Genomic DNA, 26,586 nt, shown 5'->3' with positions numbered 1-26,586 from the left:
CCATCGCGCCTCAGCTGAGGCGAGCTTCGGCACGTTCAGAGTCTACCGTTAAATGGTAGCCTTCGGAAGAAGGCAGCGTGCGCGAGAATGGGAGCGTGCCGAAGTACGCCACCCTCCCTGACCCGCTGCCTCATGGCGCGAGGAAGGCGATGGACATGTTCGGTGCAAACGCGATGCGAGGGGCGATCATCCGCACCCTCAGCGCTCACCCCCACGGCTTGACCTCGGGGCAGATCGAGCGCGAACTCAACGCCAGCTACCAAACGGTGTTCCGCCACCTCAAAGCACTAGTGGCTGAGGGCGCGGTGCTCGTTGACGAACAGGTCAATCAAGGACGCCGGACGATCTACACACTTGACCGCGAAGCCGTCGACCGCGCCCTGACCGATTACCGTCACTATCTTTTCGACGCGGAGTGACGCACCGCGCCCACGCGCGACAGCGGCTTATTAGCAACACGCCGCCAGCGTGCCGCCTGTATGCATACGGTCCGGCACCATAGAGCCATGAGCGCAATGAGGAATCGCTCCCGTCGATCGGACGGGGCGCCGACCGTCCTCCTTCAAGGGCGAGTCTCCCCGGAGGCTCGCGCGGAGGTTCAAGAGGCTGCGGAACGAAGCGGAGTGTCGATCGCCTACTACCTCGAGGGGCTCATTAGCCAGCTCGTCGAAGAGCAAGGGCAACTCCCTGCTGTTCCTCATCCTCGACTTCAGAAGGAGATGCTGCCGATCCCCGCCGCGTAGAACGAGCGAGCCCCCGCCTCTTTCGAGGCGGGGGCCGAAGCTGAATGCCTGATCCGCTGAAGTTTGGCGACCTAATCGGATCTGGGCGATTTAAAGAAGAACCGGGAAGGACCCGGACCTTCGTTGTACCCACCGGGGGAACCGGAAGGTTATGCGTTGATCGTACCCGAAAACCTGGCTGCAAGCCATAGCACAAACGCGCGTTTCGTGCCCGATTCGGGCCGTTATTGGCCACGCGATCCTGGGGCGCGCCTTGACACCGGCGTCACTGCGGCGTGGGATTTGACCCGCGGGCTCGTACGCCGTCGCTACGTGAACGTGATGATTGCCGAGGCGGACGGTGTTGTCCGCGCGAACTCCTACCCGCGGAAGTACCCGGCCTCGAGCCCGTTCTTCCCGTCGACGCCGTGGACGATCGATCTCACCGACGAGAACGGTCGTTTCTGGCTGGGCGTGTTCGACCTCGACGCGAAGCGCGTCGAGGACTTCGAACAGGCCGCAGAGGATCTCGGCGTCCTGGTCCGAACCCTCCGCGCACAGGGGCTCCCGCACGTCGTGTGCAGGTCGTCCCCTACCGGCGGGTTCCACGTGTTCCTCGCCGTCGACGGCGTCGACAAGACCGTCATGGTGCGCCTCGCCGCGGCCGCCCGTGCCGTCCTCCCCTCTCTGGACCACGGTCTGCTCTGTAACGACCGCACCGGCGCCGTGCGCCCACCAGGTGCACCCCACGCCAAGGGCGGCGCATCCGCCGTCATGGACGGCGACGCGGCTTCTCTCGCGACGCCGACGATCACCGCTGCCGACCTCGAGCGGCTCATCGCCGCCCTGCAGCAGCTCCGTCCCACCGTCGACCCCGCGACTCAGCCAGCGACAGGCCCGGTCTCCCCCACGCATCGCGCGCACCGTGAGCTGCCGGCCTGGGGCGCCGCGCACATGGCCACCCTCGGCGGCGGTGGCGACCCGTCACGCACCGGCTACCTGTGCCTGCTCGCGGCGGCCGTCGCTGGCTGGACCCGCAACGACGTCGAGCACGCCGCGCGCACCGCTCCCGGTATGGAGCACTACCGGACTCGTCGTAACCCCACCACGGGCCGCAGAGAGCCCCGTAAACCCCAAGAAGCCACCGCTCGTCTTGACCGGCAGTGGGAGAAGGCCGTCGCGCGGGCCAGTCTCTACCGGTACGCCCCACAGGACCGTGCCGACAAGGACCTCACCGAGCTCGCCGGCATCATCGACATGGCAGAGGGGCTCCTGCGTGCGTTCCGCGTCTCCCCCGGACGCTGGGGCACCACCGAACCAGCTCTCCATGACGCCCGTGTCCTCACCGCCCTCGCCTGGCTCGCCCTCCGTTCCGGCGCTCGCGACACCGCTGCCTCCCTGCGCACCGTCGCTGACGCCGCCGGCATGGCCTCCACCACCGTCGACCGGTCCCTCCGCCGTCTACAGGACGCGGGATTCGCCCTGCGAACCCGCTCCGCTGAAGGCGTAGATGCCGCGATTTTTAGAGTCACAAACCGGTTTTCCACAGATCCCGGACAAGACGGGCCACTTCACGACGTGACCGCCCGCCCCCCCGGTCACCTCTTCGACGCCAGATCTGCACTCCTGGCAGAGCTGGAAGCCCGACTAGACGCGGGAAGGCACGACGTCTTCACCCGTGCAGCCCTCGGACCAACAGCACGTCGGGTGTACGAAGCACTCTCTATGACCGCCAGGGACACAGTCGCTGTGGCTTGGCTAGCCGGCATCCCTCACCGCCGAGTGATCCGCATCATTTACCGGCTTAAGCAGGTCCGCTTGGCCGTCGAATCCAGCCGTTCATGGCGGCGCCCCGCGCATGACCTTCGCGACTGGGCAGCACGTAAGCTCGGCGTCGACGGGATCCTCAAGCGCCGACGGGCTCGCCACGCCAACGAACGTGAGCAATGGGCCTGGTGGCAGAACCATCTCAGACGCAAGGCCGGTCGGCGCGGACGCGAACGGACCGGCTCAGCCCAAACCCTTATTTTCCAGCTCAGCGACGCCCACGGAGGGCCAGAAGCCTGGCCCTCCTATCCTTGCCACCCCGACGGAACAGCGGACCATCACACGGCCTGGGAGTACGTCACCGCAGGACTTCTCCAGCAGCTCCGCGACACCGAACTCGCCGCATGACCCCGAAGGCAACCGCAGGGCGAAGCGCGAAGGGCGGCAGCAGTGTCAACGGACGGTGTGACCCGCCCCCAGTGGGCATAGCCCAGCTACCGCCGGCTGGCCTGCACCCAATGTGGACGGTCGCGCGCTGACGCAACTCCCCACGTGTTTCCCGATCAGCAGGGTCGCGCGCCTAGCGCTCCTCTCCTCCTCGAGATGCGTCGACGTGAGGATTGTTAGCAATTCTCACGTTGCGCACAGCGCTATGAATACGGCTAAATAACCCCACAATCCTACGAATGCCAACAAAGCTAACAAAGTGTGCAATGATCGCTTTGTGAGGGATGTGAGCATGCGACTCTTTGTTTGCAATTCCCGCACTGTGAGGATTGCTAACTACCCTGGGAAGGTGAGCATTGTGAGTAGAGACCTTGTACAGCGGGATGGGCTGCAACGAGTGATCGCCGTCATCAACGGCAAGGGTGGCGTGGGGAAGACCACTCTGACAGCGAACGCAGGCGGCCTTATGGCCCGCAGCGGCTACCGCGTCCTGATCGTCGACATGGATCCCCAGGGCAACCTCGGCCTCGACCTCGGATACGCGGACGGATCCGATGACGATGCGGGTCGTGGCCTGTCGGCCGCGCTCCAGCAGCTCACCGTCGAGGTTCGCGTACTGAGCGCGGTTCGAGAGAACCTGGACGTCGTCGTCGGCGGCGCGGCGCTCCACGGCGCCGCTGCCGCCCTTGCGGCGTCCCAGCGTGGCTCAGACGCGCGCGATGCGCTCGCGCGGGTCCTCGCGCCGATAGCTCATCACTACGACCTGATCCTGGTCGACTGCCCGCCCGGCAACGAATCCCTGCAGACCGCCGCCATCGGTGCGGCACGGTGGGTCATCGCCCCTTCCAAGGCTGACGAAGGCACAGGACGCGGGCTGATGGAGCTCGCCGAACGCCTCGAACGCGTCGTCGAGGTGAACCCCAACCTCGATCTGCTGGGCGTCGCCCTCTTCGACGTCGAGAAGTCCGCGACGCGAGTTGAGCAGGAGGCGCGCCGAATGATCAGCGAGGTAGTCGGCACCGAGGAGGTGCTGTTCAACACCGCGATCCGGCATTCAACCTCCGTTGCGCAGCAGGCGCGACGCTTCGGCAAACTGGTCCATGAGCTCGACGAGTACGCGAAGGCCCAGCCCGAATGGTGGCGGATTCGGAGAGGCGAAGCGAGCGGGGAACGCGTAACGCGGACGGCCTCCAGTGTCGCGGACGACCTGCATGCCCTGACCACAGAGATCATGGAACGCCTCGTCACCCGCGAGGCCGCACTGGAGGGCGCCACAGCATGAACGACGAGCGGAAGATCGCCGTACTGACCCCCCGAGCACGCCCCCAGGGCGCAGCTCACAATCTCCAGGCCGCGGATCGCACCGCCGTGACACCGCCGCCCCAGAAGGAGTCCGTAGAGACGCCGCCGCGGACTCCCGACACACCAGTTGAGGCGGAACCGAAGCGCGCACCGCGAAAGCGCACGACCAAGCCGGCATCCGCGCCGACACCGACCCGGGTACAACTCGCCGCAGACGTGACGACCGACTTGCGCGGACGAGCTCGAGCAGCGTTCCGTCACGCCGCGTTCCACGAGTCAGTGTCAACGTTCAGCCAGTTCGTCGCCAACGCCCTCGAAGCCGAGATCAAGCGCATCGAGAAGGCGTACAACGACGGGTCACCTCTGCGCCCCGCAACCGAAGAACTCCCCCGCGGGCGCCGCGCGGGAGGCTAGGTGGTCAATATGGGCCGTTTTCCGACGTGCGGGGGAGTGACTTTGTTACGTTGCCCTAATGGCTCGCCGTCGCCCTCGTGTGCCTCCGACTCAGCTGGAGTTCGATCTGTGGGGCGTCAGCGACGACGCTGTCGGTGCGGCGCTGACGGTTGGGGCGGCGCATGAGCCGGCAGCGTCTTCCGTTGATCGCGTACCCGCTGGTGTGGGCGGCGATGGTGGTCTGTTCGGCGTCGATTGGGAGAGCGATGAATCACTACGGGCAGAGGATCCGGGCGCACTGGGAGACGTACCGGCCCGAGGAATTGGCCGCGTTGGAGGATCCGGAACGGTTCTTCACGGAGGCGGGGGAGGAGCTGTCGACGACGATCGCCACCTTGTCCGCTCAGATGGCCGGCCCGGATCTGCCGGGGGAGCAGTACCTCGAGAAGGTCGCGCGACTGCGCAACGCTCAGGCGACCGCGACGGAGATCGCGTGGGCGCAGTCGGGTCTGCTGCAGGTGGAGGCCTCCCGCGAGGAGTGGGAGAGCGACACTCAGCAGACGCTTCTGGGTCTGCAGGAGTGGGCGTGGCGGATGCAGGCGCAGCTGGAGGGCCTGGAGCAGACGACGTTCTCGTTCGAGGAGACCGCGGCGGAGTACCTGCTGCCGGTGCCGTTTCTGAAGGCTCTGGTCGCGGCGACGTCGCCGTACGAGTTCCTGAACGAGTCGGAGAACCGGGCGGTGTGGGAAGGGTCGGTCGAAGCCCGCTGGGCGGCGTTTCAGGGTCGGTAGCGTTTCGTCCTGACCCGTCCGTGCCGTTGGTCCCGTCGGGCCAACGCTCCCGCGTCGACGCGAATATCGCCGCGCTTCGTGTGTTGCGCGCCTGCGAGGCGGAGAGCAGGCCGGCGACGCCTGCCGAGCAAACGGTGTTGTCGCGGTGGTCCAGCTGGGGTGCTGTTCCGCAGGTGTTCGACGACGCCCGCGACGAGTGGGCCGGCGACCGGGCGATCCTTGCCGCACTGTTGACTGCGGACGAGTACGCGCAGGCGCGCCGCACCGTCCTGAACGCCCACTACACCGATCCTCGCTACGTCGCGGCGGTGTGGGATGCCGTCGACGGTCTGGGCCTGGAGTCCGGGCGGGTGCTCGAGCCCGGATCGGGCAGCGGCACGTTCATCGGTTTGGCCCCATCCGGGTACGAGCTCACCGGTGTTGAGCTCGACGAGACGACCGCACGGATCTCCCAGCTGCTGTACCCGCAAGCGACGATCCACGCGCAATCGTTCGCGGACACGAGGATCCCGGACGGGTTCTTCGACGCCACGGTCGGCAACGTCCCCTTCGCGGACCTGGTGCTGCACGATCCGATCGACAACGCCAATGGGCACTCGCTGCACAACCACTTCATCCTGAAGTCGCTGCGCGCGACCCGTCCGGGCGGGATCGTTGCGGTGCTCACCAGCCACTACACCCTCGACGCCGGCAACCCTGCCGCCCGCCGGGAGATGGGCCGCTACGCGGACCTGATCGGCGCCGTTCGTCTTCCCTCGGGTGCGCATCGTCGCACTGCCGGCACTGAGGCGCTCACCGACGTTCTCATCTTCCGCCGCCGTGAACCGGGGACGGATCCGGCTGATACGGCGTGGGAGAGCGTCACGCCGCGGATGGTGGGGGAGCAGCTGGTGAAGATCAACAGCTACTTCGACTCACGTCCCGAGCACATCTTCGGAGATCTCACCGTCGAGCACGGCATGTACGGCGCGCAGAGCCTCCACGTGCGCAGCGACCTCGCCACCGTCGACGAGCGCCTCCGCGGCGCGCTCGGACAGATCGTCACCTCCGCGACCGAGCGAGGCCTGCGCGCCACCGCACGCACCGCATCCGCCGGCCCCGTCGTCGACCAGCTGCCGGCGCTGGACGAGTGGGACGGGACGATCCGCTACGACGAGGCCACCGGCACCTTCACGACCGCCACACGGCAGGGCCCGCAGCCGTTGAAGGTCCCCGCGTCCGCTTCCCGTGAGCTTCGCGCTCTGCTGCAGCTGCGCGACCGGGCCGTGCGACAGCTCGAGCTGGAACGGGCAAGCCTCGACGACTCCGATGAGATCGTCGCCGCCCGCGCCGAGCTCAAAGCCTCGTGGGAGGGCTACATCGCCCGTTTCGGGCCCATCAACCGGTACACGCTCTCCGGCACCGGGCGCACCGGGGAGGACGGGGAACCGATCCTCGCACGGCGGATGCCGACCGCGCCGCGGCTGCTGCGTGACGACCCGTTCGGGCCGCTCGTGTTCGCCCTCGAAGTGTTCGACGACGAGTCGCAGGAAGCCCACCCTGCGGCGATGATGAGCCGGCGGGTGATCCTGCCCCGCCCGGAGAAGCTCGGCGCTGACACCGCCGCTGAAGCCCTCCAGATCAGCCTCCACCACGACGGTCGCGTCGATCTGGACTACATCGCCTCCCTCCTCGGGGAGAGCCCCGAGCAGGCGCGCACCCAGCTGGGCACGCTCGTGTACGACGACCCCGACACTGGCCAGCTGCTCACCGCGGCCGAGTACCTGTCCGGAGTGATCCCGCCCAAGCTCGACGCGGCCCGTGCCGCGGCCGAGACCGACGACCGGTTCCGGGCGAACGTGCGCGCCCTCGAACAGGTGCTGCCGACCCCGCTCACCCCCGAAGAGATCACCGCCCGTCCCGGTGCGGTGTGGATCAGCGCCGCCTACCATCAGCAGTTCCTCCGTGAACTCGTCGCGGACACGACCGCCACGGTATCGAACCCGCTCCCGGGCACCTGGCAGGTCCGCGGCGGCACCCGCCGCAGCATCCGAGCGACCAGCGAATGGGGCACCGAGCGTCGCCCGGCGCACGACATCCTCGAGCAGCTCGCCAACCAGTCGCAGATCCGCGTCGACGACAAGGTCCGCGACGCGGACGGCACCGAACGCTCCGTCTTCAACCCGATCGAAACCACTGCTGCGCAGGAGAAGGCCGACCTCATCCGGGAACGGTTCGAGGAATGGGTGTGGGAAGATCCCGCTCGCGCCGCTGACCTCGCAGCGGAGTACAACCGCCGCTTCAACGGCATCGTGCTCCGCGACTACACCCCCGAGGGGGAGACGCTCACCCTCCCCGGAATGGTCGCCTCGTTCGAGCTCCGCGCCCACCAGAAGACCGCCGTGGCCCGCATGGTCAGCGAACCCGCCGTCGGCTTGTTCCACGAAGTCGGCGCCGGGAAGACGGCGGAGATGGTCGCCGGTGCGATGGAGCTGCGTCGCCGCGGGATGGTGAACAAGGTCGGTGTTGTGGTGCCGAACCACATGCTCGAGCAGTTCACCCGGGAGTGGTTGCAGCTGTACCCGCAGGCGCGGATCCTCGCCGCCAACACCGACACCCTCTCCGGCGACAAGCGCCGCATCTTCATCGCCCGCGCCGCCGCGAACGACTGGGACGCGATCATCCTCACCCGGGAGGCGTTCAAACGCCTCCCCGTCGAACCGGACACCATGGCCCGTTACATCGACAACGAGGTCGATACTCTCCGGCAGGGCCTAGCGAACCTGGACTCCGAGGACCGGCTCACGGTCAAGCAGATCGAGAAGCGGATCGCCGCGGCCGAGGAAACGCAGAAGCGTCTCCTCGACGCGCCCCGCGACGCAGGGATCACGTTCGAGTCGACCGGTATCGACTACCTCATCGTCGATGAGATCCACGACTACAAGAACCTCGCCACCGTCAGCCGCATCCGCGACGCGAACATCACCGGCTCCGCCCGCGCCACCGACCTGGCCGTCAAGCTCGACTACCTCCGCCGCACCCACGGCGACCGGGTCATCACCGGCGCGACCGCCACGCCGATCGCCAACAGCATCACCGAAGCTCACGTCATGCAACGACTCCTGCGCCCCGACCTGCTGCGCGACGCTGGCGTCGAATCGTTCGACGCGTGGGCGGCGACGTTCGGGGAGACCGTCGACGAGGTCGAGATGGCACCCCAGGGCGGCGAGTCGTTCCGCCTGAAGACCCGGTTCGCCCGGTTCCGCAACGTCCCCGAGATGCTGCGCATGTGGCACGTGTTCGCCGACGTGAAGACCGCCGAGGATCTCGACCTGCCCACTCCGCCGCTGCGGATGCGTGCCGACGGCCGGCGCGCCCCGGAGACGATCGCGATCGACCCGTCGCCCGAGGTTCTCGACTACGTGCGTCAGCTGGGGGAGCGCGCCGATAAGGTCGCCGCCAAGCAGGTGTCGCCCGAGCAGGACAACATGCTGAAGATCTCCGGCGACGGCCGGAAAGCCGCACTGGACATCCGCATGGTCGACGACACCGCGATCCCGACCTCCGTGCCGCTGGCCGTCGTCGCCGACAACATCGCCCGCATCCACCGTGAGCACCAGGACGACGTGTTCACCGACCCGCGCACTGGCGAGGAGTCCCCGCTGCGGGGTGCGCTGCAGATCGTGTTCTGCGACCTCGGCACCCCGAACAAGGACCGGTGGAACGTGTATGACGAGCTGAAGGCTCAGCTCGTCACACGCGGGGTCCCAGAAGGTGGCATCCGGTTTGCCCACGAAGCCAAGAACGACAAGGAGAAGGCGCGCCTGTTCGCCGCGGCCCGTGAAGGTCGCGTGGCCGTGCTGCTCGGGTCGACCTCGAAGATGGGCGTCGGCACCAACGTGCAGCTGCGCGCCGTCGCCCTCCACGACGTCGACTGCCCGTGGCGCCCCGCCGACGTCGCCCAACGCCACGGCCGCATCGAACGGCAAGGCAACCAGAACGCCGAAATCGAGATCTACCAGTACGTCGTGAAGCAGACCTTCGCCGCGTACATGTGGCAGGCGATCGAACGCAAGAGCCGGTTCATCAACCAGGTCATGCGGGGCCGGCTCGACGTGCGCGAGATCAACGACCTCGGCTCCGACTCGCTCACCGCCGCGGAAGCGAAAGCCCTCGCCAGCGGCAACCCGCTCCTGCTCGCCCGTTCCACCGCGCTCAACGAAACCAGCCGCCTTGAACGCCTAGAACGCGCCTACCACCGCAACCAGCGCACCCTCCGCGCCACGATCAGCTCCCTCGACCACGACCGACAGCGCACCGACAACCGCATCTCCCAGCTCGAGGAAGCGAAACCCCACGCCCGCCACCTCACCGGCGACCGGTTCCGGATCACCATCGACGGTCGCGAGTACACCACCCGGGCCGAAGCGCAACGCGCGATCGCCAGCTGGGCGGCATCCGCCGGCATCCAATGGGCCAGACCCATGGTCGACGACCGGTCCCGCGGCACCCTCGGCAGCATCAGCGGATTCCCTCTGCACGCCCGCACCGTCACGGACACTGGGATCGTGCAATTGCACGTCACCGTCGACGGGATCCCCGGACCGCCCGTCCGCGTCAATACGGACCGCGCCCTCGATCCCGCCGACCTCGGCCTACTCCGCAGCCTCGAACACCGTGTGGGAACCATCGACGAGCAAATCGGGCGGGCCCGCGGCGACCTCGCCTCCATCGCAGACGCCCGCGCCGACGCCGAACGAGGACTCGAAGCCCCGTTCAAGCACCGTGACGCGCTCCACGCCGCCCGTGAGCGCCTCGACACGATCGACCAGGCCCTCACGCAGCAAGCCGTGCCCGACGCCCCGACACCGGCCCACGAGCACGCGCCGGCACCACACACCGGTCCCGCCGCACCTGCCAGCTCCGGCCCCGGCCTGAACTGACAGGGGAGGGAAGCCCCGCGGGCTCCCCTCGACGACCGCTCTGCGGCAGCCTCCCAGCCCGCCCATCGGGCGGGCACCCGGGGTGTGTCGGGGACCTCCGAGCCTAAACCGGCTCTGTCGCTCCGGTCCCTCCGGGGACTCCTTATCCTCCCTCGCTCCGCTCAGTCCGGTACCGCCCCCTCCGGGCACTGCGCTCCGCCACCGGTACCGGCCACTACGTGCCCCCGGCACCCACCGGGAAAACAACGAGGAGGAAGCGCATGGAAACGATCGACCTGACACCGACACCGCTCGAGTACGCGAACATCGCCCACCGGCTGATCGAGGGTGCCTACGGCCTCGACGCGCCGACCGGCCTCACGAACTACCAGGTGCTGTGGGCCTGGCAAGCCGCCGAGAACACCGCCACCTTCATCGGCGCCCCCCTCCACGAACTCCGCCGTGGGCTGGCCGAAGAACTCCTCCGCCACTACCTGGGCCGAGCAAGCAACCGCCCCGCGATCGTCATCACCCGCGACACCACGTACGAGGACCTCAGCGCCGACCAGATCCGGACGGAGGACGGCAAGTGAGCACGCTCATGGAAGCGATCGACCAGCTGATCGCCGAAGACGCCCTGGCCGCTCTTCCCACCTGGGAGGGCGCGCCCCTCGGCTTCACCAGCCACTACCACTCCACCGCCGACCTCGACGCGGCCGCGGTCCGACGCGCAGAGATCAACAGCCTCAAGCCCTGGCGCGAGCGCATCCGCCACGGGTGGAACGCCGACCCGTGCGGAATGCGCGGCACCCTCGGCGCGCACACGATGACCACGTACATGTCCGACACCCGGTGCATGTGGGACTACCACCAGCTCGAGGAAGGCCAGCGGCCCCGCCTCGTCTCCGAGCGCGTCCCCTGCGAATGCATCGGGGACCTGCTCTACCTCGTTGTCTGCGACACGTGCGAACGGCACTGGATAGACCGGGACTGGAACGCGATCGTGGAAGCCTGGCACGACCACGCCTTCCCCGGATGGCGCGACCTTCCCATCCTCCCGAGCAAGCTCCGCGGCCAGATGGGCACCGCGAAAATGACCCCCAAGCACGAGGAATGGTTCGAGGCGAACTACCCCGCCAGCTTCCGCGTGCAGGGCGCCCCGATCCTCACCGACCGCGGCCCCCGATCCCGATCCAGACCGGCTTGGCGTTCGAGGGGGCGGCACGGAAAAGCTCAGGGAGTACGAGGGCTTCGAAGTCGGCCTCGATCCAGCTGTCCTCCGCGCTCACGCGGCGTGCAGCTGGGCCAACTCTGCCCGGAATGCGGCGTCGGCCGCAGTGATCGCACGCCGGTCCCGCGCGTCGACCGCATCCGCACGGTCGGACACATCGAACCGTGCCTGACGGTACTTACCGGCATCCTCGGGGTGCTCCCGCTCGAGGTGCACGAGCTCACCACGCAGACGATTCGCGGCCTCCCGCATCACGTCGTAGAGAACGACGGTCGGGATCTGCGCGGCATCCGAGGAGGGGCGGTGAGTGATCACGTGCGACATGCGAGCCTCCTATCGGAGATCCCAGTCTACCGCGCCCCTCCGCCGTCGTCTGGGCTGCCGCCCGATGCGCCACACCACGCAGTCGACCTCGCCGCGGGCTCCGCGTCTCCGCCGAGGCCTCGGGCTCTATGGGTGGCGATTCCAAGGCGCGGATGGGGAGGGGGAGTCGCTCGTGTTCGATGTGTATGGCGGGGTGGGGGAGTGGCACGTGCACCGCGTCCATTCCTGACTGTCCACCGGGACTGGCGTCAGGCGGACTTCCGGGACGGTGTGATCGAGCGGGGCCGGATATCCCACGCGGTCCGCTGCGCGGACGCGGAGGCCTCGGTGACGCGGGTGAACGGGGTGGGCCTGAATCTCCACCCCGGGAGTTGCGTGTCGAGCAGCTGCTCGAGCTCTGAGGGCATCCGTCGGACGCGTGCGTCGTAGCGGCGTGCGACGAGCCACGCGCCTAAGCGGGTCTCGGTGTCGCCCCCGCCCGCGGAGCGGGGGAGCCATCCGGTTTCGTACCGCCACGCGGCGCACGCGGCGAGGGTGGCTTCGAACCCCTCACGGGAGTGCGTCGATTCCCGCCACCGCGGCGCCGCGGCGTCGAGGGCGGTTGCCCTGTTCGGAGGAAGGATGCCGGTGTTCGCTTCCCAGCGTCGCTTCGCGAGCCACCGGGCCAAGCGCACCTCGTCCGGTTCCTTCGATCCCGCAGACGGCAGCACGCCCAGCCGACGAACCAGGTCGGCGAGCTCGTCGAGCGTGCGCTCGAACCGGAGGTCTGCTGCGACGCCTCGAGGCGTACCGGGTCGGTGCTTGCCCATCTTCTCCCCGTACCCGCCTGCTGTTGGGCGGGCCGTGCGGGGCCGGGGCCCCGCACGGGCGGAGAGTTACCCCTGGGGAAGGGGTATCGACGTCATCCGCACGGTGAGCGGCCCCCCGGCCACCCACCGTCCCGCGCGACCGCCGCAGACGTGAAGCGGTCGCACTCATGAGATGCACGAACCCGAGTTCTATGACGCGGATCTCGGCGCGCAATCCATCACATCGATGAACTGCGTGGGGAGCGTAACCGTGGCGACGCGCGCGGGCATCAGCACCCGACCCCAACTTTCAATCTCGACTTGAAGGTTCAGGCGCGAATGGGTGACTCGACGGGAGCTGCCGTGCTGGGATGGGCCTTGCCGCTCCACAAGCCACGCGGCACCGCGACGCGCTGCCGCCGATGGGGCGCCTACGCCGCCCCAGGGCCGCTCCACGGCCCCCATCTCAGCCCGCCCCTCGGGCGGGCGCCCGGGGTGTGTCGGGGGACTCCGAGCCTAAACCGGCTCTGTCGCTCCGTTCCCTCCGGACGCTCCTTATCCTCCCTCCCTCCGCTGCGCTCTGGTCAGTCCGGTACCGCGTCCTCCGGGCACTGCGCTCCGCCACCGGTACCGGCCACTACGTGCCCCCGGCACCCACCGGGAAAACAACGGGGGGAAGAGACAAGAAAGGAAGGTGGCCCAGATGACCAAGCCGCAGATCGTCGTGTACAGCAAGCCCAGCTGCGTGCAGTGCAACGCCACCTACCGGGCGCTCGACGCGAAAGGCATCGACTACCAGGTCGTGAACCTCGCGGAAGACGCGGCCGCGCTCGAGTACGTCAAAGACCTCGGCTACCAGCAGGCGCCGGTGGTTGTCGTCGACGACCAGGACCACTGGTCCGGGTTCCGGCCCGACCACATCGACCGCATCGCCAAGCGGGCGATATTGCCATCCGATGCAACACGCGAAGCACGAACGAGCGCGCGGTAGGGCCTGAGTTCAAAGGGGATATCGAGGAGGCTGAGTTCGCTGCGCCGCCCTCGATTCATCCAACCTGGTTCATTTGCATCAATGTTGTGTTGGATGCAACATGGAGATGTGCTTGAAGTTCATCAATCGCCTGCGCAGCGGCGCGTATCCGCGCGGAACGTCGTTCACCTTGACCCGGAAAGGGCCGTGCTTGACGGGATGCTGGATGGGTGGCGAGCTCAGCAGACTGCACGCTTCTTGAAGTCTCCGACGATTGCGGCGAGAGAGCGGCTCGTGCGCCGTTTCGTGGATTTCACGGGCATGTACCCGTGGCAGTGGACGCCGGTGGAGGCGGAGGCGTGGATCAGTGAGCTTCGTTCGGGTGCGAAGCCGTTGCGGGTGTCTACGCTGCGCGGGTACGAGATCGACATCAAGATGTTCTGCGAGTACATCTCTGATCGTCGATACCCGTGGATGTTGGAGTGCGAAGGGCGGTTCGGCGTCGCGCCTCGGCAGGTGTTTTTTGAGGACAACTCGATCGTGCATGTTGGCGAGTACGAGGGCGATGCTACGCGGCGCCCGTTGACCTTCGACGAGGTCCAGGCGCTGTTCGATGCGGCCGATGGGCTTGCCGCTGGGATCCGGTCGCGGCGGCGGAAGGGCGCGGTGCAGGCGGTACGGGATGCTGCGCTGCTCAAGTGCGTCTACGCGTTCGGGTTGCGACGACGTGAGGCGGTCATGCTTGATCTCGTGGATCTGCGCCGCAACGCGAAGCTGCCGCACTTGGACCGGTTCGGCGCGCTGTCGGTGCGACATGGCAAAGCCAGCCGTGGTGGGCCGTCGAAGCGGCGCACGGTGCTTACCGTTCCTGAGATGGGGTGGGTTGCGGTGACGTTGGCGCACTACCTCGAAGAGGTCCGACCGGCGCTGTCGTCCTCGCCGGCTTCGTCGCCTGCGCTGTGGGTGACGGAGCGGGGCACGAGATTGAGTAGGCGTGCGGCGAATGAGGCGTTCTGCACAGCTAGGGACGCAGCGGGCATCGACTCTTCGCTTGATCTGCATTCGCTGCGGCATTCGTACGTGACGCACCTTGTGGAGTTCGACTACCCGGAGCGGTTCATTCAGGAGCAGGTGGGGCACTCCTTCTCCTCAACGACCGCGATCTATGTGGGCGTCTCCAACGAGTACCGGAACCGCCTACTCACCCAAGCGATCCATACCCGCTACGGCGCTGACCTTGAGGAGGCAGCACGGTGAAGGAGATGGACTACGTCTGGCATCTGCGAGCGAAGATGGCGGAGTGCGGGATGTTCGCCACGACGGACCTGCAGCCGCTGCTCGCTGAGCGTGGTGTTGCGCTCTCTCGTGAGCAGACCTACCGGCTGGTGACGGGTCAGCCGCAGCGTCTGAGCATGGCGACGCTGATCGCACTGTGCGACATCCTTGCGTGCACACCCAACGACCTCATCGAGCGTCGCATCGTCGATGCCTCGGCCAAGAAGGTATCGGGAGAAGTCGTCCCGCTGAAGAGCCGGGTATCCGCTCGCCGGACGACGATCAACCGGCCCGGGCACGCGAAGTGACCAAGGCGCCGGAGCATCCGTGCTCCGAGTGCGGAAATCGCGCACCTCGGGTGAAGCGACTGCCAAATGGGGGAGGGCTCTGCCGCCCGTGTTACAACGTCAGCCGACGGGTGGAATGCTCGCGGTGCAGTCGTGTCCGTGCACCGAGCGCTCGAACAGAAGACGGCGCGCCGCTGTGCGGGCACTGCGCGCGGCCGAAGCGTCCGTGCGCCGGTTGCGGCCGCGTCGATCACGTCACCGCCATCGTTGACGGCGAAGATCTCTGCCAGCGCTGCTACCCCGCACCGGTCAGGGCGTGCGGGCAATGCGGGCGGAACCGCCGCATCGCAACCCGCCGACAGGACGGCGTCGCAGACCTGTGCCACCGCTGCTACCGCACCACCATCGCCGAGTGCGCCATCTGCCAGGAAGAGCGCGCGATCCATACGACCTGGCCCCTCGGGCCTGCGTGTGGCGGCTGCTACCGCCGGGAGCTCCGCCACCCCGTCGACTGCGGGTCTTGTGGGCAGCGGAAAGCGCTCATCGGCCGCAACGACCGGGGAGAGCGCGTCTGCGGGCCGTGCGCCGGATCTGCACGCGACTACATCTGCGGCGTGTGCGGCGCCGCGGGTGACCAGCACTTCGAGAACACCTGTGTTCGCTGCTCCGTCATCCGCGCCGCCGGCGACCTCCTCGCGTCCGCGACCGGAGTGACCCCCGAGCGCCTGGCTGGGCTCCCGGACGCGCTCGTTCAGCGAGGTCGCGTCGACTCCACCATGAGATGGCTCCTCAAGCCCACCCCGCGAGCCCTGCTCCAAGAGATCGGAGCGGAAGAGTCGATCACCCATGCCAGCGTCGATGCGTGTCCGCCCGGGCAGGCACGACATCACCTCCGTGCTCTGCTGGTCGACGTCGGCGTCCTCCCGATACGGGACGAACAGACGGAGCGCCTCGAAACCTGGATGGAGGAGTACCTTACCCAGCTTCCTCCCCAGCATGCCGCCGTGATCACTCCCTACGCGCAATGGAGAGTGCTGCGCACTGTGCGACGGCGGACGGCGCGTCGTCGCACGTCGATCGGTGTCGCAGACTCCGCGCGGGGGCGCATCCGTGCGGCCGCGCGACTCCTGCACCACCTCGAGCAAGACGGCGACGGTCTCTCATCGCTGACACAGGAGGCCCTGGACCGGTGGACCGGCGGCAACGCCGCCCGCAGCGGCGACATCGCACCATTCATTTCATGGCTCAGCAGAACCGGTCGCTACCCGGGACTCCACGTCGAGCGCGGAAAGATGGCCAAGCCGAGCGAGATCAGCGACGCGGAGGAGCATCACGCTCTGATTCGCAGCTTCATAGCCGGATCGGACGAGACGGCGAACCTCACGACGAGAGTTGCCGCGCTGCTTGTACTCCTCTACGGCGCCCGAATCGACCGCATCCACCGACTGACCACCGCCGACACCAGCACAGTGGGAGAACGAACATACCTTACGCTAGCGGCAGAGCCCATTGAGATCCCGAGCCCGGTTGCGGGGCTCCTCGCACGGCTCGTCGCTGATGCCGAGCGCGATCCGCGTGCGCTGCGCCGGGACAGCGAAGGCTCATATCTCTTCGTGTCTCCTCGGCGGCATCACGAACCGATCCATCCCACGACCCTGGGGCGGTGGATGGCGCGGGCCGGGGTCAGTCCGCGGATCGCCCGGAACTACGCCATGCTCGCTCTCACCAGCGACCTCCCCGCCGCTGTGGTGGCGACGCAGGTGGGAATCACAGCGCAGGCCGCCGGCCGCTGGGCGCAGTTCGCGCAACGCGACAGCGTCGAATACATCGTCGCGAGAGCACGCACTCCAACGCGCGAAGGCTTGCTGTAATGAACTGACCAGCCGTCCGGCGACCACCCTGGAGCAGTTCAGCCGCGACTACACGGACACATGGAGCCCGCAACCGGGGGTGGGCGGACGGTCACCCGCGGTTGAGCGAGGGAGTCCTAGCGTCGCTGCTTGCTGGCCGCGCTCTCGATGATGTCGAGGGCGGTTGGGGTGCCGGCTTCTTCGCCAAAGACGGTGGCGAGCTCGGAGGCACATTGCTCCATTCGTGCGTTGGTGAGCGCGGTGTCCATGGCTTCAGCGAGCCGGTCCGCGGTCAGTCTCGTTCGGGCGATGGGGGCGGGAGAGACTCCGAGCTCGTGGGCGCGTCTGGCCCAGAAGGGTTGGTCGGCGCCGAAGGGGACCACGATGGTGGGGACCCCGGCGGCGAGGGCGGCGCCGGTTGTCCCGGCCCCACCGTGGTGCACGGTTGCGGCGACGCGGGGGAACAGCCAGGAGTGTGGGACGGAGTCGATGGTGAACACGTCCGGGTCAGCGCTGTCCCCGGGGGTGAGGGCGCCCCACCCGGAGATCAGGACGACCGCAACACCGACCCGGCGGGCTGCGCCGACGACTACCTCGCGGAGCGCGTCGGGGTCGTGGCCGTGCATGCTGCCGAAACCGACCGAGACGACTGGACGCCCACCTGCGAGGAACGCCTCGAGCTCGGGGAGGCGGACGTCGGGTGTGGGGAGGGTCCAGTATCCGGTGGCGGTGCGTTCGGTGCGGGGGTCTGAGGCCACGGGGATGACGGCGGGACTGAAACCGTAGATGATCTCAGGGAGCACGGACCCTGTGCCCTTGACGCCGAGCTCGTCCCGCGCGGCGTGTTCCGGTGCCTGTGTCATCAGGCGCACTCCGGTGGCAGTGAGGCGGTGAGAGATGCGGCGGGTCAGGGCGCTGCCGTCCAGTCGAGGAAAGAGGGCGCCGGGGTAGTGGCTGCTGGGGGCCTCCAAGGGTTGCAGGTGAGCGCGCATCAACGTACCCTGCGTCGTCATTCGCTCACCATCATGCAGCCAATCTTGCACCGAATCCCGGTTGGGTAGTCGGAAGTTCCCGACGACTCGATCGTTTCGTCTGAGGGGCGGCGCCCTCGCCGGCCGAAGGAAACACTCTGAACGCAGCGTGTTCACAGTGCCCAGTAAGTCACCGATATTCCATGTCGTGCGCGCCCCCGCGGAGGCTGAGGCGCGACGCTCGCCTTGGTGGGTCAAGCCGTCCACAGCAATTCTCACCAGCGCATCCGGTGGGACCTTTCACCTTGCAGGCTCCGAAGGGCTGGCCGCCCTCGCAGACCTGTTTTGGCTGATGCGACGGAGGGTCCATTTGTGGCCTTCGACGAACCCGGTGACGAGGACCAGCAGGCCCAAGCACATCAGCCACTCCGCACCTGTCAGCGAGGTGGCGCCAACGACGTTCTGCAGGAACGAGATCTCGGTCGACAGCACGATGATGACGACGGGCCAGACGAGCAGCTTCGCGACGGCGGCGATCGGTGCGGCGAGCCCGGTCTCGGGGGAGCGGCGCATGAGCACGGCGCTGATGACGGTGCCGAGGCCGACCACGACGTAGGCCATCGTCATGGCGTGCGACGGCTCGGTCGGACTCGGCTCGTCGGGCCCCCAGACGAGCGGGATCCACGAGGCGAGGAAGATCGCGAAGCCGTAGAGCCCCCATTCGGCGAGGGCTCCGCCGTTCGCGACGCCGAGCTTCGGGTTGCGGGGCGGGCGGTCCATGATCCCCGGGGGCTGCGCGTCGGCGGCGATCGCGAAGACGGCGAACAGCGTCACGAAGAAGTTGAGGAACAGCACCATGCCGGGGGTGAGCGCGACGCCGTCGGCGATGTTGAAAGCGGATGCCGCGAGGAACAGCAGCAACAGCGACACGAGCTGCGACATCTGGAAGCGCAGGTATGACGTGATTTTGTCATAGACGACGCGGCCGAGTTCGACCGCCCGCACGAGCGTTGCGAAGTTGTCGTCGGTGAGGACGAGCTTCGCCGCTTGCTTCGTCACCTCCGAGCCCGAGCCCATGGCGACACCGACGTCGGCCTGTTTGATGGCGGCGGCGTCGTTGACGGCATCCCCCGTCATCGCGACGATCTCGCCCTGCGACTGCAGCAGCTGCACGAGGCGCAGCTTGTCCTGCGGGGTCACGCGCCCGAACACGTGCAGGTCGGGCAGGTCGCCGAGCAGCTCGGTGTCGTCGAGCTTGTGCAGATCGGCGCCGCTGATCGCGCCGGCGCCGAGACCGAGCTCCTTGCCGATCGCGCCCGCCGTCACGGCGTGGTCGCCCGTGATCATGCGCACCTCGATGCCGGCGCGCTGGGCGATGTCGACGGCCACCTTCGACGACGGCCGCAGGGGGTCGACGATCCCGACGACGCCGATGAGGTCGAGGCCGGTCACGTACGACATCGGGTCGGCGACGATGGATGCCTCGTCCGCCGGATCGAGGACGCGCATGCCGATCGCGAGCGTGCGCAGGCCGCTCGAGCTCATCTCCTCCAGGACCCCCGTGACCTCCGCGGGGTCGATCGGGGACTTCGTGCCGTCGGTCGAGTAGCGGGCCGCGCAGCGCCCCACGATGATGTCGGGCGCGCCCTTGACGAACTCGAGGATGCGCTCTTCGCCGTCGAGGGTGAAGTGGTGGAACGTCGCCATGAACTTGTACTCGGAGTCGAATGGCACCTCCGCGATGCGCGGGTGGTCGCGTCTCGTCGCGTCGGCGTCGACGCCGAACTTCGCGGCGAGCACGATGAGCGCAGCCTCCGTGGGGTCGCCGACGACGGCGCCCTCCGGCGAGACGGTCGCATCGTTCGGCAGCGATACCGCCATGCCCACGCGGTTCGCCTCGACGGGCTCGCCCGCGGCGTGGAGCACTTTGCCGTCGAACGAGTAGCCGCCTCCTGTCACCTGGTAGCGCTGGCCGCCGAACCACACCGTGCGCACGGTCATCTCGTTGAGCGTCAGCGTGCCGGTCTTGTCGGAGCAGATGGCGCTCGTCGCGCCCAGGGTCTCGACGTCGGCGAGGCTCGCGACGATCGCCTTCTCCTTCGCGAGGTGCGTCGCGCCCCAGGACAGCAGGCTCTGGACGAACGTCGGCAGGCCCGTCGGGATCGCCGAGATCGCGACCGCCGTGCCGAGGAAGAGCAGCTCGCTGAGCTCCTGCCCGCGCAGCGCGCCGATCACGATGATGACGATGACGGCGAGCCACGCCACGATGCCGATGACGCGGGTGAGGCCATCGAGCTCGCGCTGCAGAGGCGAGCGCTTGTTCGACACCGACGAGAGCAGCGTCGCGATGCGCCCGACCTCGGTGCGCATGCCGGTCTCGACGACGATCATGCGCGCGGTGCCGCGTGTGACGGACGTGTTCTGGAAGAGCATCGCCGTCCGGTCGGCGAGGGCGGCGCCCGGCGCATTCGCGGTGCGACCCTTCTCGATCGGCAGCGACTCGCCCGTGAGGGCCGACTCCTGCGTCTCGAGGGTCGCGGAGCGCACGATCCGCCCGTCGGCGGGCACGAGGTCGCCGGCCTCGAGATCGACGATGTCGCCGGGCACCAGGGCGGTCGCATCCACGAGCACGATCCGCCCGTCGCGCAGCACGCGAGCCTGCGGCGTCTGCAGCTTCGCCAGCGCGTCGACGCTGCGGCGCGCCTTGAGCTCCTGCCGAGTGCCTTGCACAACGTTGAACGCGACCAGCACCCCGACGATGATCGCCGTCGACACCTGGCCGATCAGCAGCGACACCACCGCGACGGCGATGAGCATGAGGGTCATCAGCTCGGCGAGCTGCAGGAGAGCGATCTTGAGCGCGCTCGGCGGCGGCGCGCTGACGAGGGCGTTGGGACCGGCTGCCGAGAGCCGTCGGGCAGCCTCGGCCGCGGCGAGGCCCTGCTCGGCGTCGGTGCCGAGATCGGCGGCGACCGCTCCGGGCTCCAGCGACCACCACGCAGTCGAGATTTCCGGCACGGTCGAGGTCGGAGTGCTCATGCACTCAGGGTACTGCTCACTTCGCAAACTCCCGCGGGAGATCCTTCCGGACGGCGGACCGGACTGATCGTATTCGCGCTGCTCTTCCCGCTGGCTGCCGGAACCCTCGGCGTGATCGCCGGATCCCTCACCGGAATGGGCATCGGTGGTGCGGTGGTCCTCGAGGCGCTCTGTGGGAGCGCGTCCTACATCGCCGCTACCGCCGCGGTCCGCCTCGCCCTTCCCGACGCGAACGTCGCCCTGTCGCTGACCGCAGCATTGGCATCACCTTCCCCCTGAATCTCGTCCTCGGTGTCCCGCTGCTGACCTGGCTCGCCGAACAGGTGGCACGGTGACAACACTCACCCCGTCACCCGGACCCGTCGTCGATTCCCCTAGGGAGACCCGCATGACCACCCGGCAGCAGACCCACCGCGCTCCCTCCGCGAAAAGGGTGTTCGCCGGACGGGCGATCGTCCTCGTCTTCGCGATTGGTCAGATCGTTTCCACCGTCGTGTTTGACCTGTGGTCACCCACCGAGCTGCAGTCCGGGGTGCAGTTCTCCCCGCTGGTCCCGCCCGGGCCGATGTTCGCGATCTGGGGTGTCATCATCGCCGCCAGTGTGTTGTGGGCGATCCTGCAGATCCGTCCGTCCGTCCGCACCTCCCCGCTGCGAGACCGCCTCGTGGTGCCGCTGAGCTGCGTCTACGCGGGCTTCGCGCTCTGGCTGTCCGCGGCGGCGCTCGGCCAATCGTTCCCGCTCACCCTGGTCGTGTTCGTTTTCATCGTCACCGCGCACTTCGTCGCGTGGCGGCGGATCACCGCCGCGCGGGACGAGATCGCCACATGGAAGCGGGTAGACCGGGTCGTCCTGTACCTGTCGCAGGGGCTGTACGCGGGGTGGACGTCGATGGCGTTCTTCGTCAACATCGCCACCGTCCTCCAAGCCGCCGGCGCCCCCATCGAAGGCGTGTGGGGAACGACATGGCAGCTGCTCGTCATCGCTGCCGCCGCGGGGGTCGCTGTCTTGTTCGTCGTGATTACGGCCGGCTCGGCGTGGTTCGCGGCCGCGGCGTGCTACGCGCTGATCGGCGCGGGCATCTCCTCCAGCGCGGGCGGTTTCACCGCTCTCGCCATCGCACTCGGTGCCGGCGTCGCCGTTGTGATCGGCGCCACGATCGTCCTTCGAGTGAAGAGGCATCACACACCTTAGGTCAGCACGGCGCGCAGGTCCCTCTCGCACAGGAGGCCAGCTGGGGCGATGATCGTGTTGGTCGGCGTACTTGCCGTCGCCGCGCTGGCCATCGCCGCGATCCCTGCTCGTGCCGAGGCGAGTCGGCGCCGCCAGGCGGCAGCCACAGTCCGCATCGTCACGGCACTGGCCGCGACAACCCTTTCGGTCGTCCTGCTGGTGCCAGCGTGGCAGGACAGCGGCGAGCTCTCGCTGGTTCTCGTCGGGGTTCCTGCGGTGGCGGGAACGACCGTGTTGGTCCTTGAGTGCACCGGCCGCCCGGTTCGGGCGGTCACCTGGATCGCGGGAATCCTCGTGCTCTTCTGGAGTGTGCTTACGGCCCTCGGGCTCGGCCTGTATTACCTCGGACCTGGCATCCTTCTCCTTGCAGCTGCCGCCGTGACACCGCGAGATCGGGTGCGGACGGATGCGTAGGCTGCGTGCACCGTTGCCGGTGTTCCTCATCGTCTCGTTCGGGGTCACCTGGTTGCTCTGGCTTCCCCTGCTGCTGAACGCACAGACCGGCAGTGCGCTGAGCGTGATGCCGTACCAGTTCTTCCTTGCCTCCTTCGGCCCGCTCCTGGGTGCGGTTGCGGCGACCCTGTCCGCGGGAGGGTTCCTCGAGCTGCGGGTGTGGGTGCGGCGGGCGTTCTCTGTCCGGTTCCCGCCGATCTGGTGGGCTGCGGCGGTCGGGATGCCGCTCGCGTACGGGGTGATCGGGTACGTCACAGCCTGGGCCGTGACCGGCACCTGGCCCGACCTGTCCCGGCTCGGGCTCACCGACAAACTCCCCGGCATGAACGCGGCCGCCGTCGCGCTGGTGTGGACGCTCACCTTCGGTCTCGGTGAAGAAGCAGGATGGCGGGGCTGGCTGCTTCCCCATCTGGCTCGTCGGATGAGCGTGCTGACCGCGGCGCTGGTAGTCGCGGGGGTCTGGATCTGCTGGCACCTGCCGGCGTTCTTCTTCAACCCCACTTACATGCAGATGGGGTGGAGCCTCATCGGGTGGATGATCGCTTTGGTCGCCGGATCGCTCCTGCTGTCCTGGATTACTGCGAGGGCGGCGTGGAGCATCATCCCCGTGCTGATCTGGCACGCCGGGTTCGATCTGCTCACCGCAGCCGACCAGTCCGCCGGGATCATCGCCTCCACCATCAGCGCCATCGTCATCCTGCAAGGCGTCCTCGCCGCCTGGCTACTCTGGCGAACACGCGGCGACGATCCCGCAACAACACCCCTCACCGTCACAGGCCCAACCTTCCGGGCGAGCTGATTTGGCGTTCCGCAGAATTGAGCTGATAGCTGCGGAGTCGCACCAAGCGTGGCCTGGTGAAGGGACTGCTACGCGGATCGGTGCCAATACTCCGCGCCGGACTCCTCCTGCGACAACGGTTCGCACCAGGAATAACGCAACCCGGAATACTGCCTCTCCGCCAGTCTCCCACCTCACCCACTGAGAAACACCAACCAAGGAGAACATCATGAGCAGCTACATCGTCCGCACCGGGAACCTCGCCGCCACCCCCGAACTCAAGCAGGGAGACAAAGGCCCCTACGCGTTCGCTCGCATCCTCGTCAGCGACGGCGTCCGCCAGGACGACGGCAGCTACGTCGATGGGCCGGCGATCGCTTACGACGTCGCCGTGAGCGGGGACAAGGCTGTGAAGCTCGTCGACGTCGCGACCGAGTCGGGGAACATTCGCGTCATGTTCGCCGGCCGGTACCGGGTCACCGAGTACCGGGGCGAGAACGGCACCCGCCTGCAGCACCGCGTCAACGCCGACGAGATCGCTGTCAGCCTCACCGGTCAGACCATCCGCGTCATCAAGACCACCACCCCCGACCCCGCCGACCACGGCGACGACACCCCCTTCTAAACCCACTCTGAGAGGGGAGCCCTACAGGGGGCGCAGTCGCGCACGTGAGGTGAGAGCTCCACGCCGGCTGCGGAGCCGTCACCCTCGCCACCGAACTCCGCACACCCGCTTCCGAGGCCCGCGGTTCACGCTCCTCATCCTTTCGTTGGATAGACCTACTCATGAGAATTCCATAGCCTTCCGCATACGGGGCTCACGCCTCAGGGACTGCTCATCAATCGACTGAATGGAGATGGACCGTGGTGAAAAGACGCATACGACTTCTGGGTACGGCAGTCATGGGGGCGCTGGTCCTGGGGGTGATCGTTGCGCCTACGGCGGTGGCAGCCACGGAGTCTCCCGAGGCCGCAGCAGCCGGTGGTGCCCCGTATTTGGTTCCGGGTGATCTGCCGGTCGGAGCCATCGACGGGGATCCGTCACCTGAGTACCAATCGAAGCCCACTGTGCCGCTCGCCGTGTCCGAGGCGCTCGTCCGCCTCGAATTCGATCACCCCGAGCTCTCAATTTCGGGCACGGCGTGGGACGCGACGACGGGACTTGTCTCGTTGTATGCCGCTGGTAACCGCCAGGCGGTCGAGAAGGCGATCGACGCGTATGGGCTTGCTGGCGCGGTCGAGTACCGACGCGCGACGCACGGATATGCCGAGATGCAGGCGAAGATTGATCGGATCATCGGGAAGAATGGCGAACTTGCTTCAGGTCATAAGGTCGTGATGGCGACACCCTCACTCGACGGTGAGCGAATCGATCTCGTCTTGGACGACGCGAAACGCACCAAGGCGGAGCCTTCGCTGCCTGACGTTGGCATCGCGGTCAGTGTCGAGTACGGACCTGCCCTGGAGCCAGCTACGCGCAACCACGCTCCCAACCCGCCATCGGACCCGGCGCGCTACTCCGGTGCCTACATGCACGGCTCAGCTGCGTGCACCACTGGCTTCCGGGGTACGAAGATCTCGGACGGTACTGCCGCAATGCTGTCGGCGAACCACTGCGAAAGCACCATAGGTCAGCAGTGGTACTACTCGACTCTGACTACTCACACGATCGGCCAGTATCAGGGTACGAATCCTCCGCCGACGATGAACGGGCTACCGGATGTCGCGATCTGGTCAGGGTCTGGAACGGCTCAGATGACGGCGGGAATTTTCATTGGCAACAACACGGTTTCGGGTTCGTATCTCTATGCGATCAGGGGCGTGATGGGCACGACTGTGGGTGCGAGCGTGTGCTACTCGGGAAGCCGTAGCGGAACTGTTTGCGGCAGCCAGGTCACGGCTGTGAACGTGACAGCCTGCTACACCGGTATGAGCTTCTGCTATGACCGCCTGGCACGCACGCTCCAGGGCGGCGGCCTGCCCGCAGCTGGCCAGGGCGACAGTGGTGGCCCCGTCTATGGCACGAGCGGCGGACCGTACGCCGTCGGCATCATCAGCGGGCTGATCAACGGCACCAGCAACTGCACTGGTGACCAGGGAAGACTGTGCAGCGCGGACCTTCTATATGCCCCGATTACCGATGCGTTCGATCTGGGGTACGGCGTGAATTACTACGCGAACTGATCAATAGTCGACGGTGACCTCGACGACGAACCCGACGAGGTCACCGTCGATCGCGAACTCAAAGGTCCGTGGCTTCTCATCTGCGGTGCACGGACCTGCGAAGTCGCCTGTCAGGGTGATCCGGACCAACTCATCCTCTGAGTCCACATCGTCGACCTCGGGAATGATCGGGCAGCTGCTGGGCCCGAGGGTGGTGATGAAGAGCGATCCTTCGATTGCCCGAGCCTGAACCGTGTCGCTCCCTCGAACCGTGAGCGGAATTCCCTGGGCCGTTGGCATCCCCTGATAGCCGGGAGCGCTGGATTGGAGCGATCCGCTGCTGGGGTATGACGTGCAAGCGCTGAGGCCGAAGAGAGCCAGCACCAAGAGGATCGACGCACTCATCGGAACTCTCATTCTTCTATCAAACCCGAAACCACTGACGATCGGGTGGGAAGAACGAGGCGATGTAGCTCGCTCCCCTCGAGCACTTGATCACTCGGAGCGGGTCACCCTTCCGTGCGTGCCCGCCTGTAATGGGGCCACGCGTGCTCGTTTGGGGATCGCTCTATGGCCCCCAGCGACGCGCCGCGTCATATCGGCAGGATCCGGCGGCCAGGACTTCAACTTCGCCTGCAGTTAGTCTTCGCGACTTGAGGGCGTCTGTATCAAGAGAGCCGAGCTGGCGATCAACCCCGCGGCGACCACCGATCCGATGAGCGGCATCTCTGACACACCCAGAATCAGGCCGATCCATACGCCGATCAGAATGCCGAGCGCAGCCGCGCTATGGGCCCATCCAACGATCTGCGAAAGCCCCTCATCGCGGTATTCGGTTTGTCGTGCAGTTGCTTGGACTACGGCGGTGGCTGCGGTGCCTGCAGCTAGCACCGTCAAGCACGC

The 26,586-nt window shown here is 67.4% G+C and carries 23 protein-coding genes and 1 pseudogene; 18 read left to right on the top strand and 6 right to left on the bottom strand.

Annotated elements, in window-relative coordinates:
* Positions 1-95 precede the first annotated feature (95 nt).
* From WFI52_RS12850 to WFI52_RS14235, 8 genes and pseudogenes are all read left to right on the top strand, one after another.
* On the top strand, positions 96-419 hold the full coding sequence (locus WFI52_RS12850; RefSeq protein WP_336624994.1) for an ArsR/SmtB family transcription factor: 324 nt from the start codon (positions 96-98) through the stop codon (positions 417-419).
* A 645-nt stretch (positions 420-1,064) separates the two neighbouring features.
* Positions 1,065-2,897 carry a hypothetical protein gene (locus tag WFI52_RS12845; RefSeq protein ID WP_336624995.1) on the top strand — a complete coding sequence of 611 codons (1,833 nt, stop codon included), beginning with the start codon at positions 1,065-1,067 and terminating at the stop codon, positions 2,895-2,897.
* 436 nt (positions 2,898-3,333) lie between these two features.
* Positions 3,334-4,218, top strand: a complete 885-nt coding sequence (locus tag WFI52_RS12840) for a ParA family protein (RefSeq protein WP_336624996.1) — start codon at positions 3,334-3,336, stop codon at positions 4,216-4,218.
* Entirely contained in the window at positions 4,215-4,652 is a 438-nt protein-coding gene (locus WFI52_RS12835) for a ParB family protein (RefSeq protein WP_336624997.1), read from the top strand. The genes WFI52_RS12840 and WFI52_RS12835 overlap by 4 nt, the downstream gene beginning before the upstream one ends.
* Before the next feature lie 245 nt (positions 4,653-4,897).
* Positions 4,898-5,422 (top strand): hypothetical protein, encoded by a 525-nt coding sequence (locus WFI52_RS12830; RefSeq protein WP_336624998.1) that lies wholly within the window; start codon positions 4,898-4,900, stop codon positions 5,420-5,422.
* Between the two features lie 134 nt (positions 5,423-5,556).
* On the top strand, positions 5,557-10,344 hold the full coding sequence (locus WFI52_RS12825; RefSeq protein ID WP_442927770.1) for a DEAD/DEAH box helicase family protein: 4,788 nt from the start codon (positions 5,557-5,559) through the stop codon (positions 10,342-10,344).
* 260 nt (positions 10,345-10,604) lie between these two features.
* Complete coding sequence (locus WFI52_RS12820) at positions 10,605-10,916, top strand: hypothetical protein (protein WP_336625000.1); 312 nt, start codon at positions 10,605-10,607, stop codon at positions 10,914-10,916.
* 8 nt (positions 10,917-10,924) lie between these two features.
* Positions 10,925-11,512: pseudogene (locus tag WFI52_RS14235) on the top strand (DUF6349 family protein); the annotation flags it as partial.
* Positions 11,513-11,608: 96 nt separating this feature from the next.
* Here the strand turns inward: WFI52_RS14235 and WFI52_RS12815 are convergent.
* Positions 11,609-11,878: a hypothetical protein gene (locus WFI52_RS12815; RefSeq protein WP_336625001.1), complete on the bottom strand. Its 270-nt coding sequence runs from the start codon at positions 11,876-11,878 to the stop codon at positions 11,609-11,611.
* 248 nt (positions 11,879-12,126) lie between these two features.
* Entirely contained in the window at positions 12,127-12,687 is a 561-nt protein-coding gene (locus WFI52_RS12810; RefSeq protein WP_336625002.1) for a hypothetical protein, read from the bottom strand.
* Between the two features lie 682 nt (positions 12,688-13,369).
* Here WFI52_RS12810 and nrdH point away from each other — a divergent pair.
* The 4 genes from nrdH (at position 13,370) to WFI52_RS12790 (ending at position 17,069) form a co-directional block, all read left to right on the top strand.
* Positions 13,370-13,657: a glutaredoxin-like protein NrdH gene (gene nrdH / locus WFI52_RS12805; RefSeq protein WP_336625003.1), complete on the top strand. Its 288-nt coding sequence runs from the start codon at positions 13,370-13,372 to the stop codon at positions 13,655-13,657.
* A gap of 237 nt (positions 13,658-13,894) precedes the next feature.
* Entirely contained in the window at positions 13,895-14,893 is a 999-nt protein-coding gene (locus WFI52_RS12800; RefSeq protein WP_336625004.1) for a tyrosine-type recombinase/integrase, read from the top strand.
* 5 nt (positions 14,894-14,898) lie between these two features.
* Positions 14,899-15,219, top strand: a complete 321-nt coding sequence (locus WFI52_RS12795) for a helix-turn-helix domain-containing protein (RefSeq protein ID WP_336625625.1) — start codon at positions 14,899-14,901, stop codon at positions 15,217-15,219.
* A 593-nt stretch (positions 15,220-15,812) separates the two neighbouring features.
* On the top strand, positions 15,813-17,069 hold the full coding sequence (locus tag WFI52_RS12790) for a hypothetical protein (protein WP_336625005.1): 1,257 nt from the start codon (positions 15,813-15,815) through the stop codon (positions 17,067-17,069).
* Between the two features lie 116 nt (positions 17,070-17,185).
* Here the strand turns inward: WFI52_RS12790 and WFI52_RS12785 are convergent, their stop codons facing one another.
* Positions 17,186-17,911 (bottom strand): glycosyltransferase, encoded by a 726-nt coding sequence (locus WFI52_RS12785; RefSeq protein WP_336625006.1) that lies wholly within the window; start codon positions 17,909-17,911, stop codon positions 17,186-17,188.
* 408 nt (positions 17,912-18,319) lie between these two features.
* Positions 18,320-21,058, bottom strand: coding sequence for a cation-translocating P-type ATPase (locus tag WFI52_RS12780; RefSeq protein ID WP_044659931.1), 2,739 nt, complete (start codon positions 21,056-21,058; stop codon positions 18,320-18,322).
* 111 nt (positions 21,059-21,169) lie between these two features.
* Here WFI52_RS12780 and WFI52_RS12775 point away from each other — a divergent pair, with 111 nt between their 5' ends.
* The 6 genes from WFI52_RS12775 to WFI52_RS12750 all read left to right on the top strand — a co-directional run bounded on the left by WFI52_RS12775 (position 21,170) and on the right by WFI52_RS12750 (position 25,704).
* A complete protein-coding gene (locus tag WFI52_RS12775; protein ID WP_235281301.1) occupies positions 21,170-21,337 on the top strand; it encodes a sodium-dependent bicarbonate transport family permease in 168 nt (55 codons plus the stop codon).
* 109 nt (positions 21,338-21,446) lie between these two features.
* Complete coding sequence (locus tag WFI52_RS12770; protein ID WP_336625007.1) at positions 21,447-22,250, top strand: hypothetical protein; 804 nt, start codon at positions 21,447-21,449, stop codon at positions 22,248-22,250.
* A 48-nt stretch (positions 22,251-22,298) separates the two neighbouring features.
* Complete coding sequence (locus WFI52_RS12765; protein WP_044659928.1) at positions 22,299-22,703, top strand: hypothetical protein; 405 nt, start codon at positions 22,299-22,301, stop codon at positions 22,701-22,703.
* On the top strand, positions 22,696-23,541 hold the full coding sequence (locus tag WFI52_RS12760; RefSeq protein ID WP_044659927.1) for a CPBP family intramembrane glutamic endopeptidase: 846 nt from the start codon (positions 22,696-22,698) through the stop codon (positions 23,539-23,541). The genes WFI52_RS12765 and WFI52_RS12760 overlap by 8 nt, the downstream gene beginning before the upstream one ends.
* Before the next feature lie 208 nt (positions 23,542-23,749).
* On the top strand, positions 23,750-24,145 hold the full coding sequence (locus tag WFI52_RS12755) for a single-stranded DNA-binding protein (protein ID WP_336625008.1): 396 nt from the start codon (positions 23,750-23,752) through the stop codon (positions 24,143-24,145).
* 320 nt (positions 24,146-24,465) lie between these two features.
* Positions 24,466-25,704, top strand: a complete 1,239-nt coding sequence (locus tag WFI52_RS12750; RefSeq protein WP_336625009.1) for a S1 family peptidase — start codon at positions 24,466-24,468, stop codon at positions 25,702-25,704.
* Here the strand turns inward: WFI52_RS12750 and WFI52_RS12745 are convergent, their stop codons facing one another.
* Together WFI52_RS12745 and WFI52_RS12740 are read right to left on the bottom strand one after the other, a co-directional pair.
* Positions 25,705-26,088, bottom strand: a complete 384-nt coding sequence (locus WFI52_RS12745; protein ID WP_336625010.1) for a hypothetical protein — start codon at positions 26,086-26,088, stop codon at positions 25,705-25,707.
* A 234-nt stretch (positions 26,089-26,322) separates the two neighbouring features.
* A partial coding sequence (locus WFI52_RS12740) for a hypothetical protein (protein ID WP_336637415.1) occupies positions 26,323-26,586 on the bottom strand: 264 nt, incomplete at its 5' end.

The organism is Microbacterium sp. MMO-20 (assembly GCF_037147735.1).
GTDB lineage: Bacteria > Actinomycetota > Actinomycetes > Actinomycetales > Microbacteriaceae > Microbacterium.
This window is presented reverse-complemented; position numbering and strand designations above follow the sequence as displayed.

Coding starts and splice junctions, on each gene's coding strand:
- WFI52_RS12770 (WP_336625007.1), top strand. CDS start 21,447: ATGACCACCCGGCAGCAGACCCACCGCGCTCCCTCCGCGAAAAGGGTG.
- WFI52_RS12785 (WP_336625006.1), bottom strand. CDS start 17,911: ATGACACAGGCACCGGAACACGCCGCGCGGGACGAGCTCGGCGTCAAG.
- WFI52_RS12835 (WP_336624997.1), top strand. CDS start 4,215: ATGAACGACGAGCGGAAGATCGCCGTACTGACCCCCCGAGCACGCCCC.
- WFI52_RS12760 (WP_044659927.1), top strand. CDS start 22,696: ATGCGTAGGCTGCGTGCACCGTTGCCGGTGTTCCTCATCGTCTCGTTC.
- WFI52_RS12755 (WP_336625008.1), top strand. CDS start 23,750: ATGAGCAGCTACATCGTCCGCACCGGGAACCTCGCCGCCACCCCCGAA.
- nrdH (WP_336625003.1), top strand. CDS start 13,370: ATGACCAAGCCGCAGATCGTCGTGTACAGCAAGCCCAGCTGCGTGCAG.
- WFI52_RS12795 (WP_336625625.1), top strand. CDS start 14,899: ATGGACTACGTCTGGCATCTGCGAGCGAAGATGGCGGAGTGCGGGATG.
- WFI52_RS12745 (WP_336625010.1), bottom strand. CDS start 26,088: ATGAGTGCGTCGATCCTCTTGGTGCTGGCTCTCTTCGGCCTCAGCGCT.
- WFI52_RS12765 (WP_044659928.1), top strand. CDS start 22,299: ATGATCGTGTTGGTCGGCGTACTTGCCGTCGCCGCGCTGGCCATCGCC.
- WFI52_RS12780 (WP_044659931.1), bottom strand. CDS start 21,058: ATGAGCACTCCGACCTCGACCGTGCCGGAAATCTCGACTGCGTGGTGG.
- WFI52_RS12820 (WP_336625000.1), top strand. CDS start 10,605: ATGGAAACGATCGACCTGACACCGACACCGCTCGAGTACGCGAACATC.
- WFI52_RS12845 (WP_336624995.1), top strand. CDS start 1,065: ATGATTGCCGAGGCGGACGGTGTTGTCCGCGCGAACTCCTACCCGCGG.
- WFI52_RS12830 (WP_336624998.1), top strand. CDS start 4,898: ATGAATCACTACGGGCAGAGGATCCGGGCGCACTGGGAGACGTACCGG.
- WFI52_RS12815 (WP_336625001.1), bottom strand. CDS start 11,878: ATGTCGCACGTGATCACTCACCGCCCCTCCTCGGATGCCGCGCAGATC.
- WFI52_RS12810 (WP_336625002.1), bottom strand. CDS start 12,687: ATGGGCAAGCACCGACCCGGTACGCCTCGAGGCGTCGCAGCAGACCTC.